This window comes from Niabella drilacis, assembly GCF_900101395.1.
Lineage (GTDB): Bacteria > Bacteroidota > Bacteroidia > Chitinophagales > Chitinophagaceae > Niabella > Niabella drilacis.
Genome location: NZ_FMZO01000016.1, coordinates 37117 through 55648, shown reverse-complemented (window position 1 = coordinate 55648; position 18532 = coordinate 37117). Strand labels below are relative to the sequence as shown.

18 protein-coding genes are annotated in these 18532 nt (G+C 47.7%); 2 read left to right on the top strand and 16 right to left on the bottom strand.

Annotation, left to right across the window (positions count from 1 at the left end):
- Window positions 1–75: 75 nt before the first annotated feature.
- The 12 genes from BLS44_RS21170 to hemA all read right to left on the bottom strand — a co-directional run bounded on the left by BLS44_RS21170 (window position 76) and on the right by hemA (window position 11864).
- Window positions 76–1371, bottom strand: coding sequence for an MFS transporter (locus BLS44_RS21170; RefSeq protein ID WP_090392239.1), 1296 nt, complete (start codon window positions 1369–1371; stop codon window positions 76–78).
- A gap of 140 nt (window positions 1372–1511) precedes the next feature.
- Window positions 1512–2039 (bottom strand): STM3941 family protein, encoded by a 528-nt coding sequence (locus BLS44_RS21165; protein WP_090392238.1) that lies wholly within the window; start codon window positions 2037–2039, stop codon window positions 1512–1514.
- A gap of 210 nt (window positions 2040–2249) precedes the next feature.
- Window positions 2250–3614: an oxygen-independent coproporphyrinogen III oxidase gene (gene hemN / locus BLS44_RS21160; RefSeq protein WP_090392237.1), complete on the bottom strand. Its 1365-nt coding sequence runs from the start codon at window positions 3612–3614 to the stop codon at window positions 2250–2252.
- Window positions 3615–3618: 4 nt separating this feature from the next.
- Entirely contained in the window at window positions 3619–4602 is a 984-nt protein-coding gene (gene hemB, locus BLS44_RS21155) for a porphobilinogen synthase (protein ID WP_090392236.1), read from the bottom strand.
- A gap of 7 nt (window positions 4603–4609) precedes the next feature.
- Window positions 4610–4861, bottom strand: a complete 252-nt coding sequence (locus tag BLS44_RS21150; RefSeq protein ID WP_262492872.1) for a four helix bundle protein — start codon at window positions 4859–4861, stop codon at window positions 4610–4612.
- Window positions 4773–4991 carry a four helix bundle protein gene (locus BLS44_RS27045; protein WP_262492871.1) on the bottom strand — a complete coding sequence of 73 codons (219 nt, stop codon included), beginning with the start codon at window positions 4989–4991 and terminating at the stop codon, window positions 4773–4775. Before BLS44_RS27045 ends, BLS44_RS21150 begins: the two co-directional genes overlap by 89 nt.
- A gap of 49 nt (window positions 4992–5040) precedes the next feature.
- The gene (gene hemF / locus BLS44_RS21145; protein WP_090392235.1) at window positions 5041–5979 is read right to left on the bottom strand and encodes an oxygen-dependent coproporphyrinogen oxidase; all 939 of its coding nucleotides are present in this window, start codon (window positions 5977–5979) and stop codon (window positions 5041–5043) included.
- On the bottom strand, window positions 5976–7820 hold the full coding sequence (locus tag BLS44_RS21140; RefSeq protein WP_090392234.1) for a M1 family metallopeptidase: 1845 nt from the start codon (window positions 7818–7820) through the stop codon (window positions 5976–5978). The genes hemF and BLS44_RS21140 overlap by 4 nt, the downstream gene beginning before the upstream one ends.
- Before the next feature lie 44 nt (window positions 7821–7864).
- Window positions 7865–8911 (bottom strand): uroporphyrinogen decarboxylase, encoded by a 1047-nt coding sequence (gene hemE, locus BLS44_RS21135; protein WP_090392233.1) that lies wholly within the window; start codon window positions 8909–8911, stop codon window positions 7865–7867.
- A gap of 29 nt (window positions 8912–8940) precedes the next feature.
- Window positions 8941–9630 carry a uroporphyrinogen-III synthase gene (locus tag BLS44_RS21130; RefSeq protein WP_090392232.1) on the bottom strand — a complete coding sequence of 230 codons (690 nt, stop codon included), beginning with the start codon at window positions 9628–9630 and terminating at the stop codon, window positions 8941–8943.
- On the bottom strand, window positions 9620–10594 hold the full coding sequence (locus tag BLS44_RS21125) for a hydroxymethylbilane synthase (protein WP_090392231.1): 975 nt from the start codon (window positions 10592–10594) through the stop codon (window positions 9620–9622). Before BLS44_RS21125 ends, BLS44_RS21130 begins: the two co-directional genes overlap by 11 nt.
- A 16-nt stretch (window positions 10595–10610) precedes the next feature.
- Window positions 10611–11864 (bottom strand): glutamyl-tRNA reductase, encoded by a 1254-nt coding sequence (hemA, locus tag BLS44_RS21120; RefSeq protein ID WP_245729337.1) that lies wholly within the window; start codon window positions 11862–11864, stop codon window positions 10611–10613.
- Window positions 11865–12091: 227 nt separating this feature from the next.
- Here hemA and hemH point away from each other — a divergent pair, with 227 nt between their 5' ends.
- Window positions 12092–13126 carry a ferrochelatase gene (gene hemH, locus BLS44_RS21115; RefSeq protein WP_090392229.1) on the top strand — a complete coding sequence of 345 codons (1035 nt, stop codon included), beginning with the start codon at window positions 12092–12094 and terminating at the stop codon, window positions 13124–13126.
- A 135-nt stretch (window positions 13127–13261) separates the two neighbouring features.
- On the opposite strand, the gene BLS44_RS21110 is transcribed toward hemH, so the two are convergent.
- Genes BLS44_RS21110 through BLS44_RS21100 form a run of 3 tightly spaced genes read right to left on the bottom strand, consistent with a single transcriptional unit; the run spans window position 13262 to window position 16773 of the window.
- Window positions 13262–14173 carry a hypothetical protein gene (locus BLS44_RS21110; RefSeq protein WP_090392228.1) on the bottom strand — a complete coding sequence of 304 codons (912 nt, stop codon included), beginning with the start codon at window positions 14171–14173 and terminating at the stop codon, window positions 13262–13264.
- 6 nt (window positions 14174–14179) lie between these two features.
- A complete protein-coding gene (locus BLS44_RS21105) occupies window positions 14180–14587 on the bottom strand; it encodes a hypothetical protein (RefSeq protein WP_090392227.1) in 408 nt (135 codons plus the stop codon).
- A gap of 14 nt (window positions 14588–14601) precedes the next feature.
- The gene (locus tag BLS44_RS21100) at window positions 14602–16773 is read right to left on the bottom strand and encodes an ATP-binding protein (protein ID WP_090392226.1); all 2172 of its coding nucleotides are present in this window, start codon (window positions 16771–16773) and stop codon (window positions 14602–14604) included.
- A 431-nt stretch (window positions 16774–17204) separates the two neighbouring features.
- On the opposite strand from BLS44_RS21100, the gene BLS44_RS21095 reads away from it, so the two are divergent.
- On the top strand, window positions 17205–17762 hold the full coding sequence (locus BLS44_RS21095) for a CopD family protein (RefSeq protein WP_090392225.1): 558 nt from the start codon (window positions 17205–17207) through the stop codon (window positions 17760–17762).
- A gap of 88 nt (window positions 17763–17850) precedes the next feature.
- Here BLS44_RS21095 and BLS44_RS21090 read toward each other — a convergent pair whose 3' ends face one another.
- A complete protein-coding gene (locus BLS44_RS21090; RefSeq protein ID WP_143019873.1) occupies window positions 17851–18465 on the bottom strand; it encodes a DUF3267 domain-containing protein in 615 nt (204 codons plus the stop codon).
- Between the last annotated feature and the right edge of the window lie 67 nt (window positions 18466–18532).

Below are 18532 nucleotides of genomic sequence, written 5' to 3'. Positions count from 1 at the left end.
GGGAGTGAAATGTGGGGAGTGAAATGTTTTCAGCAAACGTCTCTGAACTGAAGACTGATAGCTGATAACTGAACACTATGCCTTTCGCTGCTTTACCAATGCGGAGTACAACCAGAAGAAGCCAATGGCAAAGAACAGGATGAGTGACAATACTGAGTTTTTCATACTGCCCGTTTGCTCTTCAATAAATCCAAAGGCAAAGATACCGATTACAATGGCCAGCTTTTCCGTAAAATCGTAATAACTGAAAAAAGAAGCCGTATCCTTTGTATCGGGCATTAATTTAGCATAGGTAGACCTGCTGAGTGACTGGATCCCTCCCATTACCAGACCCACAGCCACGGCCAGTCCATAAAACAGGTATTCCCCATTGCCACCTTCTTCCGCTACCAGGGCTGTAAGGTAGGCAGCAATGCAGATCAGGATCCAGAAAACAACCACTCCCATCAGTACTTTAATATTTCCATACCGTGCCGAAAGCCGCGACATATACCAGGCACCGGCTACCGCCACCAGCTGTATCATAACAACCGATATAATCAGCCGGTCGTCCGGCAGTCCCAGTAGCTTGCTGCCAAACAGGGTAGCAGCCAGCATTACGGTTTGCACACCCATGCTGTAAAAAAAGAAGCCGCGCAGGTATCTTTTCAATACCGGCATTTGCTTTACCTGCAGATATACTTTTTTTATTTCGCTGAACCCGTCCCGCAAAACCCTGCCCCTGATCTTACCTGTTTTGGCCGATCGAGGGAGCCTGGAAAACGTGATCTGCGCAAAGCTGAACCACCAGATACCAACCAGTAAAAAGGTAATCCGGGTAGCCATGCCCTTATCTGTCATTAAAACAATCAGCAAAAAACCTACCAGCTGCATAATTACGCTGCCCACATAACCATAAGAAAATCCGCGTGCGCTGATCCGGTCCCGGTCTTCCGGCGCTGCGATTTCCGGCAGATATGCATTATAAAATACCAGGCTGCCCACATACCCCATAGCTGCCAGCATAAAGGCCGCCACACCCAACCCGAGTGTATCACTGGTGAAAAAAAACAAAGTAGCCGACCCCAGTGCGCCCATATAACAGAAAAAACGCATAAAGTTTTTCTTATTTCCCCGGGTATCTGCAATAGAGGTGAGAATGGGATAAAGAATTGCTACAAACAAATAAGCTACTGCCAGTACATAATCATACAGGGAAGAGTTTACAAACTGCCTTCCCAGAAAATGTACTTTATGATCACCGGAACTGCTCCCGGTGACCGCTAAAAAATAGATCGGGAAAAAAGTGGTGGTAATAACCAGGTTGTACACCGAGTTGGCCCAATCGTACATCGCCCACCCATTGATCACTTTCTTAGAAGCCGTTTGCATGGATTTTTTGTTTGTATAAAAATAAGGGATTTGCCGAGATCGACTTCCATTCCAGGTTGAATGTGGTTGAAAGTCGTTTATTGTGGCCTAAAGAACGCTGATGGCCGACAGCTGAAAACTGATGTCTGATTGCTGGCTGCTTAACGGCTCCGGGCTTCTTTAAATGCGTTTTCCAGTAATGGCAGCAGTTGTTCAAACCCAATCGTTAAAAACTGTGCGGAAATGCCAACCGGCGTTTTGTAAAGCTGGTAGTTTAATTCCATGGCCCGTTTTTTAACAGGATTTTGCTGTTGCTGCAGGTATACCAGCGGATCCCTTACTTCCAGCATAATAAATGACTGACCTGCTGCCTGCTCCACCCGGATACTTTTTACATCCCGCCACCATACCCGCCCCGCAGCAATGCCACTGGAGCTATCCGTGATACCCTCTGCATCAATGACCAATACTTCTTTTCTATTTCTTAGTTTCTGAAACAGCACAATGGCACACAATCCAAAAAAACCGGTGCAGATGTACCCGATGATGCGGATCATGGATGGGTCATCACTACGGATAAACAGGAAGGGTTTTATAACAAAAAGCGCTCCCAGCAACACAAACACCAGGGCGCCTGCCAACTGGCGCCGCGTTTTCTTTTTATCTACCGGTATCGTTATTGTTTGCATGGATATGATCGTATTCGTTATCAGGTTTAATTTTCACCGGGAGCACTTAGAGCCTGTTTAAAATTCATTCAATGGCTTTATTATGGCTGTTTTGGGCTGCAACTACGTTAAATTTTTCGCCATAGTGGCCTACTATGCCTGCAAAATTTTCCTTGTTTCGCTCCAAAATAGCTTCATAATAAATTCCATCAATAAAATTTAAACAGGCTCTTATACCGTCATTGAAAAAATTTGCGTACCCGGTTGTTTGCGGATCAACCGCAGGTCAAATGCCATTGCAATATTCCGCACAAATGCACGGCCCGCTGCCGTAACATTTACCCCCCCGTCAAAGATTTCCAGCAACCCGTCCTGTTCCATTTCCTGCAGGCGGGAGGTAATCTCCGGCAATCCCGGCAATTGCATTTCCGGCTCCTGCCACGACGTTTTAAGCCGGCACATGATATTTAAGATATGTTTCCGGATCTTCAGATCCTCTTCGTTCAGCAAATGCCCTTTGACCACAGGAAGCCGGCCCTCCTGAACACGCTCCCTGTAGGCTTCCACCGACTTCTCATTTTGCCCAAAAGCATACCATGAATCAGAGATCGCAGACATGCCCAGCCCGATCATCACCTGGGTGGCCGATGAAGAATATCCCATAAAATTGCGGTGCAATTGCCCGTTATGTAATGATTGGTGCAGGGCGTCACCGGGCAATGCAAAATGATCCATCCCTATTTCCACGTACCCCGATCGTTCCAGCAGCGCCTTGCCTTCTTCATACAGTTTCCGCTTCAGTTCGGGCGAGGGAAGATCCGTATCCCGGAATCCCCGCTGTCCTACCCCTTTTACCCAGGGTACATGGGCATAGGAATAAAACGCAATCCGGTCGGGCTTTAATTCGATGGTACGCTCAATGGTGGACTGCATGGAGGCCCAGGTTTGAAAAGGCAGTCCGAAAACCAGGTCATGGCTGACACTTTCGTACCCTACACTGCGGGCTCCAGCCGTTACTGCGGCTACCCGTTCAAAAGGCTGAATGCGGTGTATGGCTTTTTGTACCAAGGGATCATAATCCTGTACCCCAAAGCTTACCCGCCGGAAACCGAGTTCATACAGCACCTGTAAATGTGCGGGGGTGGTATTATTCGGGTGTCCTTCAAAACTGAATTCAGGAGCGGGGGCAATAACAGCCTTTGAGAAAATACCGTTTAACAAAAGCGCCAGATGCTCCGGACTAAAAAAAGTAGGCGTGCCACCGCCCAGGTGCAGCTCCTTAATTACAGGCGGATCCGGAAGCAGCGCACAATACAGCTCCCATTCCTGCAAAACGGTTTGAATATAGGGCAGCTCCACATCATGCCGCCGCGTAATGCGCTTATGACAGGCACAAAATGTGCAGAGGCTTTCGCAGAACGGCAGGTGTATATACACGCTGATCCCCTGTGTGGTATTGGTTTCCCGGAAACTGCGTATGAGCGCTTCCGTCCATGCCCCGGTAGTAAAATGTTCCGGCTCCCAATAGGGAACGGTAGGGTAACTGGTGTACCGGGGGCCCTGGATATTGTATTTCTGTACAAGATTTTGCTGCATCAGATCAGGACTGTAATAAACGAACGGCGTCTTTGGCAAAATAAGTAGCGATGAGATCGGCACCCGCTCTTTTAATGGAAGTCAAGCTTTCCAGGATGGCTTTTTCTTCATCCAGCCATCCCCGCTCGGCCGCGGCCTTAATCATGGCATATTCGCCACTCACATGATAGGCGCTTACAGGAACGGTAACCGCATTTTTCACTTCGCGGATAATATCGAGGTAGGCCATCGCTGGTTTTACCATTACAATATCCGCGCCTTCGGCCACATCCTTTAACGTTTCATTGATCGCCTCTACCCGGTTGGCATAATTCATCTGGTAGGTTTTCTTATCACCAAAACCCGGGGCACTGTCCAGGGCATCCCGGAAAGGGCCATAAAAGCAACTGGCATATTTTGCGGAATAGCTCATAATACCAACTCCGGAAAAGCCATTTTCTTCCAGTGCCTTGCGGAAGACCCCGATACGTCCATCCATCATATCGCTGGGCGCAATGAAGTCGGCTCCTGCAGCCGCGTGCGAAAGGCTCATCTTTGCAAGGGCTTCTACCGTTTCATCATTCACAATATAACCGTTCTTTACATCCACTATACCATCATGTCCGTATTCCGAATAAGGATCCAGGGCCACATCGGTCATTACCACCATTTCCGGAACCGCGTCTTTTATCGCTTTTACTGCCTGCTGCATCAGCCCGTCCGGGTTCCAGCTTTCCTTACCCGTGTTATCTTTAAGCGCGTCATCACATTTTACAAATAATAATACGCTCCGGATACCCAGGCTCCACAATTCCTTTACCTCTTCTACCGTTTTATCGAGTGAGCGTCGAAAATAACCCGGCATGGAACTGATGGCTTCCACCACATCTTTACCCTCTGTAACAAAAACGGGCAAAATAAAATCGCCGGGGCGTAATTGTGTTTCCGCAACCATCTCACGGATGGCGGCGGTCCTTCTTAAAATCCGGTTTCTATGTTGTATGATCATAACTTGTTTATTTCTGATCTATGATATCTGATTTTTTGATTTTTGCTTTGTTCGTTTTATCTGTAGCCGCAAAAATTGCGGTTAATTCATTCGCTTCCCTAATTAATTTATCGAGTGCATCACCGCTATGCAGCTGAGCACCCTTAACTACCTCCAGCCAGTAATGACTTTCATCCGCTTCTTCTAAAACAACTTCTATCTTGTATAGGAAATCGTTTGAAGACTTCGGCTCTGGCAGAGGCCCTGTAATTCGCTCCAACAGAACCCGCGGCCCGAATGAGTTGTCTGGCCGTTTCAAAACCTGCAGCATTCTTTGGAAAGTTTTCGCAAAGTTTGATCACTTCCACATGAAATTGCTTCGTTCTGTCCTGTAATTCTTTTCTATTCATACGTTAACTGTTTACACATCGGATATCAAAAAATCAGACATCCTACATCTTAAACCCATGCTCTCGGGTGTTTACAGGCCTGTAATAATTTCTCTTCCGGGCTTCCGGGTTCCGGCTCGTAATTATATATAAACCGTACAGTGGGTGGTAAACTCATTAAAATACTTTCGGTGCGGCCCTTTGTTTTCAGACCGAAGATCGTTCCCCGGTCATGGATCAGGTTAAACTCTACATAGCGACCCCGCCGGATCTCCTGCCATTTTTTATGTTCAGCGTTCCAGGGAGTATTTTTCCTTTTTTGCACCAGGGGCAGATACGCATCCAGGAAGGCGTCTCCATTGGCTTTTTGAAAGGCCAGTAACCGTGCCGCTTCCTCTTCGCTGTTCAGATAGAGGTGATCATAAAACACACCGCCTACCCCACGCATTTCATTTTCCCGGTGTTTGTTAGCAAAGTACTCGTCGCATTGTTGCTTATACTTTGGGTATAACTCCAGCCCAAAAGGGTCAATCGCTTCTTTTACTGTTGTGTGAAAGTGGATCACATCTTCCTCAAATAAATAATAAGGCGTCAGGTCTGCACCACCACCAAACCAGCGATGGGTAACGGTACCTTCTTCATCATGTGCCTCAAAATAACGCCAGTTGGCATGTGTGGTGGGCACAAAGGGGTTCTCAGGATGCAGCACCAGGCTGATGCCGCAGGCAAACCAGGTGCCTTCATTCACCGGCAACACCTGTTGCATCTTTTCGGTAATATGTCCGTATACCACGGAGACATTTACACCGGCTTTTTCAAAAACGGCGCCGTTTTCCATAATACGGGAATGCCCGCCACCGCCTTTTCCGTTTTCGCCGCGCTGCCAGTTATCTTCTTTAAAAACGGCACGGCCATCTTCTGCTTCCAGTGCCTTGCAGATGCGATCCTGTAATCCATAAACGTACTCAATCCATTGCTGACGGAATGCGTTTGTTGCTTCTTTTTTCATAACAGATAACTATTGTCCTGTGGAGTGGCGTCCATAAAAATCCCTCCGTCAATAATAACCTTTTCGATTTTTCCACTGCTGGGCACTGTTAAGGTAACTGCCCGTTCCCTCCCCTTCCATATTGCCGGTGTGTAATGATACTGCTTTTCTTTTCCGTTTTCCGGTTTTATGATCACATCAAAGGGCACGGCAAACCCGCCAACATTTTCCAGGGTGATGGTGGTACTGTTATTGCCGGACCGGGCTTCCTTAACGTTAAGATCGATATAGTTGTTACTAAAGAACCAGTTTTGCCAGAACCAGTTAAGATCCTGCTTTGCGGCGGCATTGATGGAATAGAAATAATCCCAGGGAACGGGATGTTTCCCGTTCCAGGTATTTATATAACTGATCAGTGCCTTTTTGAACGGGATCTCTCCCAGCAGGTCTTTTAAGGCCAGGTAAGACAGAGCGGCTTTCCCGTAGGAATTTCTTCCATACCCTGCCCCGGACAACTGGGACGACATTGTGATGAGGGGTTGATCCATTTCTGTTGCCGGGTTGCGGATCCAGTTCTTTATCCGGAAACTCTTAAAGGCGCTGTCTGCTGCATGTTTCCCGTTCTCTGAAATACCGATCAGGTACTCAAAGGTGGTGGCCCAGCCTTCATCCATAAAGGCATAACGCGTTTCATTGACGCCCATATAAAAGGGAAAGTAAGTATGTGCCACTTCATGATCCACCGTAAGCCGGGAATCCATCAGGTCTCTTAAAGAGGCATCATTCACCATCATGGGATATTCCATATCTGCATATCCCTGGATGGCCGTCATAGAGGGATATGGATAGTTAACACCCGGCAGGTGATCTGAATACCACTGGATGGCATATTTGGTCCACTCGACATAATTTTTAAAATCAGCCGCCGTATCCTTATATGCAGCCTGCACACTCACTCTTTTTAAACCGCTGCCATCCGCTAACGCTACACTGCCCGCATCCCATACAAAATGGTTACTGGTGGCAAATGTAAAATCGGTAACATTCCGGGCCGTGAACTTCCATTCATTCCATTCACTGAAATTGGTTACCGCACCCTGTTCCATGTCTTTGGCAGTGGCCACATGGATGACTTTATTGGAGGACTGCGATTCGCGGAAGCGCTTAAATGCAGCGGGCTGCAATACTTCTTTTGCGTTCTCCAGGGTTCCGGTTGCCCAAACCACGTAGTTGGTGGGCACTTTGACGGAAACCGTATAGTCATTAAAATCATTATAAAACTCACCCCCATCAGTATGTGGCAGAAGATCCCACCCGTTGTAGTCATCATATACCGAGATTCGCGGATAGAAGTAGGCACAGAAAAACGTATTCGGATCAATCTGGCCTTCACGGCCACTGAGTTTTGATAGAGGATAGGACCACTCGATCTCAAATGCTGCCTTTGACCGGGGCAGCAAAGGTGTATGAAGTTTTATATTACTGACAGTTCCCCAGTCATCGCTGTTGACCGGATAGCGCTCGCCGTTCACAGTAAACCCGGAGATCTTTAACCCCGGGGTCAAAAAGTCTTTGGGTACCTGCCCGGCCCTTGGCGCCTCCGGTTTGTGAATATTGTTTACAAAACGGATCACCACCGATTTCAGGGTATCCGGGCTGTTATTGGAATAGCTGATCTTTTCTTTTCCTGAAACGGACTTTTCTCCGGTATTTACGGTGGCACTGATCTCATACACCCCCCTGTTTTGCCAATAGTTGGGGCCGGGCAAACCTGTTGTGGTACGGGTTCCCCTTTTTACAGCGTTCCGGATATTACGGGGCATGTATAACTCCTGGGCAGCAACCGCTGTCCAGACGAACATAAGCAGTGCGGTTAAAAGGGGTATTTTTTTCAAGACAGACGATTTTATAGATCAGAGAATGTGTATTCCTTCACCGTATTTACAAATGCCTTTGCGTGGTCCACCGGTACATTGGGCAAAATGCCATGTCCCAGGTTGGCAATATGCCGGCTGTTCCCGAACGCACGAAGCATTGCTTTTGTATCCTTCTCGATCACCGGGATGGGGGCCAGTAATTTTGCGGGATCAAAGTTTCCCTGTAATGTGATACTTTCCCCTGCCAGGTTACGGGCCACCTGCGGTTCTATGCACCAGTCGATCCCCAGACCGGCAGCACCGGTTGCTGCCATTTCTGCCAGCGAGCCCCAGGCACCTTTTGCAAAAACGATCACCGGAACGCTTTCTTTTAACGCAGCCACGATCTGGCGGATATAGCGGAGCGAAAATTCTTCAAAATCACTTTTGCCCAGCAATCCACCCCAACTGTCAAACACCTGTAATACATCCGCACCGGCCGCCACCTGGCCTTTCAGGTATGCGATCGTGGTATCCGTGATCATTTGCAGCAGGGCATGCGCGGTTTCCGGCTGCTGATAACAAAAGGCCTTCGCTTCATCGAAGGTTTTACTGCCTTTTCCCTGCACCATATAGCATAAAAGTGTCCAGGGCGCCCCTGCAAAGCCGATCAGCGGCACGCGTCCGTTCAGTTCTTTTTTGATCAGCTTTATCGCTTCAAAAACATAATTCAATGTTTCGTTCACCTCCGGTATTCTGACACGTTGCAGGTCGTTCGGGCCTTTTATGGGCTGGGGCAACAGGGGACCCAGTTTTTCCACCAGCTGCACTTCCAAACCCATGGCCTGTGGTACCACCAGGATATCTGAAAACAGGATCGCCGCATCCACGCCTACAATATCTACCGGTTGCAGGGTAATTTCGCAGGCGAGTTCGGGGTTCTGGCACCGTTCAAAAAAAGAATACTTCTCCCTTAGTTGTATGTATTCCGGCAGGTATCTTCCGGCCTGACGCATCATCCATACCGGGGTACGCTCCGTGGCTTCTCCGCGAAGCGTTCTTAAAATTAAGTCGTTTTTTATTTCCTGTTGCATCATATTTAAAAGTCTTTGAATTGCCGGATCCGCTACCAGCTGCTGTTCGCAATAGCCCCGATCATCTGTTCCACATCAGGATGCGGAGCTTCTACAATGTTTGACGTATATTTTTTTAAAGCCTCGGTTGTAGAAGGGCCAATAGAAAATGCTTTTGTTCCCGGGCTTATTTTATTAACAGCAAAAAAACTTGCCACACCACTCGGACTATAGAAAAGGATCCCATCGTATTGCGGCTTAACAGGAACTGGTGTTTTTATTGTTTCATAAACTACTTTTTCCCGGCAGGGGATGGCGTTCTTTTTCAACCCATCCGGGATGGTATCCAGGCGCAGGTTCCCGCAAAAAAAAACTACCTGATCCGGCGCCTGCCTGATGATCTGGTTCACCAGTTGTGCGCCATTGGGAGCAGCGGCCCTGATCTCGGTTTGGGGAAATAACTCCTGCACTTTTTTACGGGTAGCCGCTTCAATACAAAACACCTTCCATTGAGGGCTGCCCGTAACCGCTGCCGCTACGGCCTTTACTGCATTGGCGCTGGTAAAGATCACTTCCTGGTCCGCAAGGGAAACATCTGCCAGCAATGCTGCAACCAGCCCGGGTGCTACCGGCTGCGTTTGCAGGAAGGATCTGCAATCAAGCAGGACCCTGTCCCCGGCCCGGTGCATAAGCGCATCATCAAGCAGCTTTGTACTTAAAATATGAAGCGGTCTATTGCTCATTATTCATTTTCGCAATTAACGGTCCGGCACCTTTTTCCAGGATCTTTGCTGCTGCTGCCCTTCCGGCGGCCACGGTTGCATCGATCGCATAGGTTTCTGCTACCTCTATTTTTTCGGTCCCATCGGGAGTAACAACACTTCCGTTGAAGTGCAGGCTGTTTTGATGAATGGTTGCCAGCGCACTGATGGGCGTGGCGCAGCCCCCCATGAGCTCACTTAAAAAATCCCTTTCGGCTTTTACACAGTAGGCCGTTCCTGTATGATTAATGCGGCTGCATGCACGCAGTACCGCCGTATCTCCCTTGCGGGCGGTGATCATTATGGCGCCCTGGGCAGGAGCGGGCAGCATCCACTCAAGATCAATGCTGCCGGCTGGCCTCAGCCCGATACGTTCCAGGCCTGCCGCAGCAAAGATGGCACCGAACCAATTACTTTCGGAAAGCTTGCGGAGCCGTGTATTTACATTACCGCGGATATTTTCGATCGTATGACCGGGGAACCGGTTCAGCCACTGGGCCTTGCGGCGCACACTGCTGGTAGCGATGGTCAGGGGAAATGTTCCAGGTTCACCATTTAAAGTTTCAGGATCTGAAAGCTGAGATCTGAAAGCTGAGATCTGAAAGCCTGTATCCGGCGCCTGCCAGTTCGGATTCAAAACCAGAATATCATTACAGGAGGCGCGTTCCAGAACAGCGGCTTCCACAATCCCTTCCGGAAGCTGTACCGGTACATCCTTCATACTATGCACCGCCACATCGATCCTGTTACTAAGCAATGCGGCATCCAATACTCTTGTAAAAACGCCCTGTACGCCCATGGCATAAAGGGGTGTTACCAGGTCAAGATCCCCTTCGCTTTTAACCAGTTCCAGCTGTGCGGGGGTGCCTAAACTTTCTAAGAGATTTTTTACCTGTGTGGCCTGCCAAACGGCCAACTGACTGTCTCGGGTACCAATACGGATCATAATAAAATATCCGGGGTCAGAGAAGCTGCAGATAATCGTTGATACTGCTGATAAACTGGCAGCCCTTATCGTGCCGCACTTTGAGGTTTACCGCCAGCTGCTTTACCGCCTTTTGGGCACGCATTATCCGCTCTGTTTCGCTGATCAGTTCTTTATCCTTATAAAATTCGCAAACGCCGGTTTGCGTTAAATCAATATCACAAAGTTTATTCTTCCAGGTTTTCAGGTGCAGCGCATAGTGGTGATCCCTTAACCAGCTCAGAAATTCCTTTTTAAAATGTTCAATAATGGTAAGGGCGCGGGGCACTTCGGCCTTGCGTTTTGCCAGGGTACGATCCAGTATGGTATTGGAGATCTCATCCACATCGATCACCGTAACCTGTTCCATATTCCGGATAGCCGGATGCACATTGACGGGTACGGAAAGGTCCAGGAACAATTTTGGTGTACCTGCCGTTACCAGTTCGGGCATCACTGTGGGCTCATTTGCATTGGTGCAAACAATGATGATATCGGAAGCCTGCACTGCCACCGCTTTGTTTGCATAAGGAGCAAAATGAACCTGATGCCCGGCCGCAATCTGTTTTGCAACAGCATCGGTACGGTTCATAATGGTAACGGTGGTATGCGGCAAATACGTATTCAGGTTTTTGCATACATTTACCCCAAACTTACCGGCGCCAATGATCAGCACTTTCTTTTTCCCGATGTCCTTAATATTCTGCAGCAACTCAATTGCAGCAAACGAAACCGAAACGGTCCCGTCACTCAGGTTGGTTTCGGTCTTTATTTTTTTTGATGCCTGAAAAGCGAAGTTCAGCATCCGGTCCATCACCGGGCCGATCAGGTGCTGACCGCGGGCTGTTTCCACTGCTCTTTTGAGCTGCCCCAGGATCTCATAATCACCCAGGATCTGTGAGTCCAGCCCGGCAGCCACATCAAACAGGTGCTGCAGGGCTTCTTCTCCATTCTTGAAATAGCCACATTCGTAAAATGCTGCTTTATCACCGTTGGTATGCGGCACCAGCAGCTCTACCAATTGCATTACCGATTCTGCAAACCCATAGATCTCGGTACGATTACAGGTAGACACCACGAAGACACTTTTCAGTCCCGCGGCCTTTGCACTTTCTCCTAATGTAACAAACGCCTCGTTCGTGATGGAAAACAGTCCTCTGGTTGCTGCGTCGGCCTTATGATAGTTGATGCCTGCAATGCAAAAACGATCTAAGACCTGCTTTGAAATATGAAATTCTTCTACCGACATCATTCAGGCGCAAATGTATAAAGGATAAGTGGTAGTATCGTCATACTTTTGTCACCGGGACTTAAAAAAAGCATGATTTTTATCATGATTTTTCATTACTGCAGATAGTATGATTGTCTTGCCGGAACCTGTATCTTTGCCGGTTGTTACACTTTTGTACCACGGGTGCAAAACCGGGTCCCTGCAACCACTATCAGTAAACAGGGACACTAATTTTATACGACAAGGAAATGCGCAAAACAGGAATAATATTAATGAATCTGGGTTCTCCGGATTCAACCGAGGTAAAGGATGTAAGGCGGTACCTGGATGAGTTTTTGATGGATAAACGGGTTATTGACAAGCCCTGGCTTTTGCGTTTTTTGCTCATTAAAGGCATTATTGTTCCTTTCCGGGCGCCCAAATCAGCTGAAGCCTATAAAACCATCTGGTGGAAGGAAGGTTCTCCTCTTATCGTATTATCCCAACAGCTGCAGGAGGCGGTACAGCAAAAGACGGAACTGCCTGTTGAACTGTCTATGCGCTATGGCAACCCAACACCGGAAGCTGCCTATAATGCATTGCTGAAGCGGCTGCCGGATGTAGAAGAAGTGATCCTGGTGCCTTTATACCCGCACTATGCAATGAGTAGTTTTGAAACAGCCGTTGAGCATATGAAGGAAGCTCATAAAAAAAACAATTATCCGTTTCAACTAAAGGTGGTACCTCCCTTTTATAAGCATCCTTCCTATATTAACGCACTGGCAGAAAGTATGCGTCCCTATCTCCGGGAAGACTTTGACCAGCTGCTGTTCAGCTATCATGGCATCCCTGAGCGCCATGTGTTGAAAAGCGATCCCACTAAAAAACACTGCATGCAGGTAGAAAACTGCTGCTTCAAATCAAGTACCTCCCACCCTACCTGCTACCGGCACCAGGTAACCATTACCAGTGAACTGGTAGCCAAAAAACTGGGGCTCAAAAAAGAGCAATGGCAACAAAGCTATCAGAGCCGCCTGGGGCGCGATCCCTGGCTGCTGCCCAATACGCAGGTACGCCTGCCCCAACTGCCCGGTGAAGGCGTTAAAAAGCTGGTGGTTGTCTGTCCTTCGTTTGTCAGCGACTGCCTGGAAACCCTGGAAGAAATTGAACTGCGGGGCAAGGAAACATTTATGGAATATGGAGGAGCCACCTACAGTTATATTCCCTGTATGAATACCAGCCCGCTTTGGGTAGATACCCTGTTGCAGCTGATTGAAGAAACCCGGCAGACAGCCGGTGTTTAAAGCTCCTGGGTTTCGGGTTTCACGTCAGAGCCGGTTTCATGCCTGACGGACGTTCCCGGGTTTAAAGTCTAAGGTAAAGTATGCAGCAGGATTTTGTGCATGCCTGTATCGGATTCATATCTTCACATTTTCAAATTACAAGTCGTCCAGGTCCGGCAACACGGTCCAATAACTCAGAACGATGCGCCTTCGTTCATCGGTGGGCTTATAATCATCGATCCGGGGCGATGGGTATTCCTCCCCTTTTCCGTAAGCCACATAACCGATCTTTAATGTATTGAAGTTTTTAAACTTGCCGGTATTATCGTTTAAAACCATTTTCATATTACGTACCATCTCTTTTGCCCGAAGGTCCGACAGCAGCTGGTTCATCTGTCTTTGCCCGGGCTCGTTGGTATCAAGGATCCTGACCAGCTCTTTATAAAGCTGACCGTTCTTTACGATAGGCGTGGAATCAGAGTAGCCTACAAATACGATCCGGGCCTCCCGCGGTATACCTGCATACTTGTTCGAGATGCGTGAAATCGAATCTATAATGGGTGTAAAATGCGAACGGATGGATTTTATGGCAGATTCCGGGATACGGTAAACCCCCGGATCAAAAAATGCGGCATAATGAAACAACTGGTATTTTGCCGTGCTCACCGATTCTGTCAGCATCCTGTAAACTACTTCACGCCGTTTTTGCGCCGTATTGAATGAATCCAGTATGATCAGTTTCTTTAAAAGATCAGCGGACGATATCCCTTTTCTGAAAGCAGCTTTGTTCCTGGTAGCCATATCCATAATCAGGGCAAGCTGCTGTGCACTGTTCAAACGGCTTCCGAGCTTTTCCAGGATGTTCAGAACATCCCTGTTTAAAACGCTGTCAACAGCGCGGTCGGCAGCTTTAACATCCAGTATTTTTTTTATCGAGTCCAGCTTAACCGACTCTTCGTGCACCATTTTTTGGGTCTTTTCACTGGTGGCCCGGGCGGCGGTCATCCGTTTTTGCATACCGCAGGAAGTCAGGATCAGGAAGGCTAATATAAACGAACAAAACTTCATAGTCAATTATTGAGGAACAGGTTTAATGGTAAATCCATCTTGCTTGGCAGGTGTACTGGTTTTGATCTTTTGTTCCAGCATGCGATCAAAAATTTTCTTTCTGTAATCGGCGATCACTTCTTCAGCAGTTGTATCCATGCTAACCTTTTTTTGAGAAATTTCTTTCAGCTGCAGATTGATCAGGGTAGTGTTGTTCCCTATTTTCAATTCACTGAACGATAGCAGCATCTGATCCAACGAGGGTGTCCGGTGTGCATTGGCCCCCGGCCCGGAGTGTGCCTGGCGCCGCCAGTTAACCAGCAAAACGGCGATCAGTGTGAGTGATACCATCCACAAGGCAACCAGCATCAGCAATATGGCTTTATAAGAACGTTCCTGCTTTAATGTATCTTTAATGAGTTGTGTGGATGCCATACTACGCTTCTCTTTTATGAAATAAACACCGTTTTCCCGAATTGATCGATCTCCCGGATGACGTCTTCCGTTGTATTACCAATATCCCCGGTACTGCTGCCTGTTGCAATGGTCCGTTTCTTTAACAATTGCTGGATCGGATGGTTGGGACCCAATGCGGAAAATGTGGATTTTACCCGGTGTAAAATACGGCCCATTTCTAATGTATCCCCTGCTGCTGCTGCTGCCCGCAGCGCTTCTTTATCATATACCCATTGCTTCCGGATCTCACCAAGCAGCTCATTCATTATGGCTTCATCGCCCCCCACCAGTTCCCTGAAAAAATCCAGGCCATCCTCACCGGTTGTCTCCACAACAGCGGCCGGTGGTGCCACTTCCGCGCGGGCGGGCATCCATTTAATGATCTTGCCGATAATATCCGGCTCTTCTATAGGTTTGGAGATATAGTCATTGAACCCTGCAGCAAAACAGCGTTTAACTTCGTTCTCCATTACATAAGCCGTCATGGCAATTGCCGGTGTATTAATGTGCAGTTCTTCGCGGATAATGGAAATGGCTTTGTAACCATTCATATGCGGCATCTGGATATCCATTAATACCAGGTCATAGTGTTTTGCCTGTATTCTTTCAAGCGCCTCCAGGCCGTTTTCTGCCAGCTCTATGTGAAGATTGTATTTTTTCAACAGGTGTTTCAGGAGTACCCGGTTGGCGGCATTATCTTCTACCACCAAAGCGGTATATCCCGAAAAATCAGCGGTTGGCCTGCCCGCATTCCTGCTGGCAACGGCGGGGGCCTCCATTGCTTTTTCAAAGATGGCGGTGAACGTAAATTTTGAGCCCAGACCGATCTCGCTATTTACGGAAACCGATCCGCCCATACTTTCCACAAGACTTTTTACGATGCTCAGTCCCAGGCCGGTACCTCCATGCTGGCGGGTGGTCATTTGCTCCAGCTGTTCAAACCGTTCAAAAATAAGATCCACTTTTTCTTTTGGAATGCCTTCCCCTGTATCTTTTACGCTGAACACGAGCTTGTGCATTTCTTCTTTTTCGCAGGGCAATACTCCTACATGAATGTGCACCCCTCCGTAAGAAGTAAATTTGATCGCATTATTGATCAGGTTCACCAACACCTGTTTCAACCGCTCAGGGTCGCCCTTTATCAGTTGCGGGGTTTGCGGGTCAATGTCCCAATGATAGGTCAGTTTTTTTTCATTCACAATAGCGGAAAACATGCGCTTCAGGTCCTCAAACAATTCAGGAAGATTGAAGGGAATACGCTTGATCCGGAGTTTGCCCGCCTCGATCGACGAAAAGTCCAGTATGTCGTTCACGATATGCAGCAGGTTGTACCCATTGGAAATAATCGTGTTCGTATATTCTTTTTGGTTATGGTCCAGCGGCGTATCTGACAACAGGTTTCCAAAACCGATCAGCGAGTTCAGCGGTGTGCGCAATTCATGGCTCATATTTGCCAAAAACTCGTCCTTGGCGTTCCTGCTTTTGACGGCGGCTTCCCGCGCTACCCGCAGCTCTTTTATAAGCACCAGCTGCTGCCATTGCCGGATCACAATAATTGTAGTAAAGATCAGTACTGCAATGACAGCTGCAACCGATAATACCCGGTTGTAGGCCGATAACTGGCTGGCATGTGCAGAGTTCGTCACCAGTGTTTTCTGAAGCTGGTTCTCCAGGAATTTTTCTACCAGCACCCCATAGTGATACACATTTTCTGCTGGCTTGGTCTTCGTAAGCACCCTGGTTAAACTGTCGAGCAACGGTACATTCATTTGTTGCCGGGCGTCCAGAATTGCATAGGATATATTCAGTTGTATATTCACTGCATCCATCAGTCTTTTCAAATTCGGAACATTCCCTTTGCGGGCCACGGCATCGTTCAGCACATTGGCATTGTATCCGAAAAGGGTCAGCGAATCACTTAATATATCTAACGGAAAGACCTTATCCATATTATTCACCTGGCTCAACCTGGATTGAAGGGTAAACGACAGGTTTACGAGGTGTTGCATTTCATTGTTGGTCTTAAAGGTCTCCACCGCTTCCACGTTCCCTTTTTGCAGGGCCTGGGTGGCTTTATCCGTAAGTGTTTGCGTAAATATAATACTGACGACAAGCAGGAAGGCGAAGAAAATGAGCAAAAAATAGTTATAGTTTCTTTTTTGCATGAGTGCTTATAATATGTTTTTAAATGCCGTTATTCAATTCAAAAAACATCCCGAGGCCCGTCACAAATCCCAAAAACGCCCCAATAACGGCAAAGTTTTTCAATTTTCGCGAATCCAAAATTATATATTTCTCATCCTAATACAAAATGAAAGGAGGTTTCCTTTTTCTTAACTTAATGCCGGTACGGCCAACCGCGTTATACAGGCAAACCGGCTGCCACATTTTTCTTTTTGGATCCCTGGCCCTGCCCCTGTTTGCTATCTGAATGTCTGAAGCAGGCCGGGCTGCCCGCAAAAGTGCCGCCAATAGGCGTTCTGCTTCCCACCGGCATTTCCACTGCACAAACTTTTACAAAAAACTGCTTCCCGGAACCCGGAAAGCAGTTACCTTAGTCGTTCAAAGACTATTTCTTATTTTAAACTCCTTCCTTTTGGCTTATTCATACTTAAAAGCGGTTCACATTATTTTTGTGGTTACCTGGTTTGCCGGTTTGTTTTACATGCCACGCTTATTTATTTATAACGTGGAGGCCAATGAACAGCCGCAACCCGGGCAGGATCTGCTGCACCGCCAGTTTATCAAAATGATGAAACCGCTCTGGTATGGTATCACCTGGCCCTCCGCCATTATCACGTTGATTATGGGACTTTCTGTACTGCTGACCAGTGGCTGGGCGCCCGTTCTTTTTAAGCCTGAGGGTTTCTGGCTGCTGCTGAAGCTGATACTGGTACTGTTCCTATATGCCTACCACTATTCCCTTCATCGTATTTTTAAACAGCAAACAGCCGGTATTTATAAATATACTTCGGATCAGCTGCGGATGTGGAACGAAGTTGCCACGATCTTCCTGGTGGCTATTGTGATGCTGGTTGTTGTAAAAAAGGAGATCAGCGTTATCTGGGGCCTGGTGGGTATGCTCCTGCTGATCTTTATACTGATGCTGGCTATCCGCATCTACAAACGGGTACGGACCAGGAAAAAACCTTGATAAAATTCACTATCGAAAATAGCTACAGCAGAAAACCATCCTGTGCAGATGCAAGCCACAACTCGCGCCATAAAGGCATTGCCTGCAACTATTCCGGCCTCCGCTGCGGAATTTGCCTGTAAATATAACAGCCGGCTTCGCTGGGATGATCCAGTACCCGGGCGGTCTTTTCTTTATTGCGGAGTAAATGAACGATCATAAAGTCGCCTGTTGCGGTCATGATGAAAAAAATGCCTCCTGCCAGCAAATAGAAATTGCCTGTAATAACCGCTGTTACGGAAGGCAATATGCCCAAAACAATGGCTGGCATCAGGGCCCCAAGAATATAATGCCGCACCTCCAGCGGCTCTTTGCAATGGCAATAGGGGGTTGCATATTTCCAGAGGATCCCATATTTTATAGACCGGTGACCATTACGGGTAAACAGCGACCAGGTAAGCCCGTGGATCAGCTCGTGAAAAACGATGCCCGCTGCTATAACCCCCAGCGGTATCAGGCCCAGGAGGTAGCTATACCGGGTTGCAAGGTCCCGGAAGCTTGCTTTTATATGCACCAGGGTAAACTGTTCGCTCCATAAACCGTAGTAAGGAATGCCAAAAATAACGACCGCTGCCAAAAGGGTAAGGAGCCCAAACCAGTTTGCCTTACGCAGATCAATGACCAGCAGTTCCTTTTCGCAGTTCTCTTCAGTATTCTCAATCATAATATGCTCTTTATCAACGGGTGCAGGTCCATCTGCCACCGTAAACCGGTTTCTGCTTTAATAAACC

Coding starts and splice junctions, on each gene's coding strand:
- BLS44_RS21105 (WP_090392227.1), bottom strand. CDS start 14,587: ATGGCATCCACACAACTCATTAAAGATACATTAAAGCAGGAACGTTCT.
- hemF (WP_090392235.1), bottom strand. CDS start 5,979: ATGAAAAAAGAAGCAACAAACGCATTCCGTCAGCAATGGATTGAGTAC.
- BLS44_RS21100 (WP_090392226.1), bottom strand. CDS start 16,773: ATGCAAAAAAGAAACTATAACTATTTTTTGCTCATTTTCTTCGCCTTC.
- BLS44_RS21130 (WP_090392232.1), bottom strand. CDS start 9,630: ATGAGCAATAGACCGCTTCATATTTTAAGTACAAAGCTGCTTGATGAT.
- hemA (WP_245729337.1), bottom strand. CDS start 11,864: ATGATGTCGGTAGAAGAATTTCATATTTCAAAGCAGGTCTTAGATCGT.
- hemE (WP_090392233.1), bottom strand. CDS start 8,911: ATGATGCAACAGGAAATAAAAAACGACTTAATTTTAAGAACGCTTCGC.
- BLS44_RS21110 (WP_090392228.1), bottom strand. CDS start 14,173: ATGAAGTTTTGTTCGTTTATATTAGCCTTCCTGATCCTGACTTCCTGC.
- BLS44_RS27045 (WP_262492871.1), bottom strand. CDS start 4,991: ATGAATAGAAAAGAATTACAGGACAGAACGAAGCAATTTCATGTGGAA.
- BLS44_RS21140 (WP_090392234.1), bottom strand. CDS start 7,820: ATGTTCGTCTGGACAGCGGTTGCTGCCCAGGAGTTATACATGCCCCGT.
- BLS44_RS21090 (WP_143019873.1), bottom strand. CDS start 18,465: ATGATTGAGAATACTGAAGAGAACTGCGAAAAGGAACTGCTGGTCATT.
- hemN (WP_090392237.1), bottom strand. CDS start 3,614: ATGCAGCAAAATCTTGTACAGAAATACAATATCCAGGGCCCCCGGTAC.
- BLS44_RS21170 (WP_090392239.1), bottom strand. CDS start 1,371: ATGCAAACGGCTTCTAAGAAAGTGATCAATGGGTGGGCGATGTACGAT.
- BLS44_RS21125 (WP_090392231.1), bottom strand. CDS start 10,594: ATGATCCGTATTGGTACCCGAGACAGTCAGTTGGCCGTTTGGCAGGCC.
- BLS44_RS21165 (WP_090392238.1), bottom strand. CDS start 2,039: ATGCAAACAATAACGATACCGGTAGATAAAAAGAAAACGCGGCGCCAG.
- hemH (WP_090392229.1), top strand. CDS start 12,092: ATGCGCAAAACAGGAATAATATTAATGAATCTGGGTTCTCCGGATTCA.
- hemB (WP_090392236.1), bottom strand. CDS start 4,602: ATGATCATACAACATAGAAACCGGATTTTAAGAAGGACCGCCGCCATC.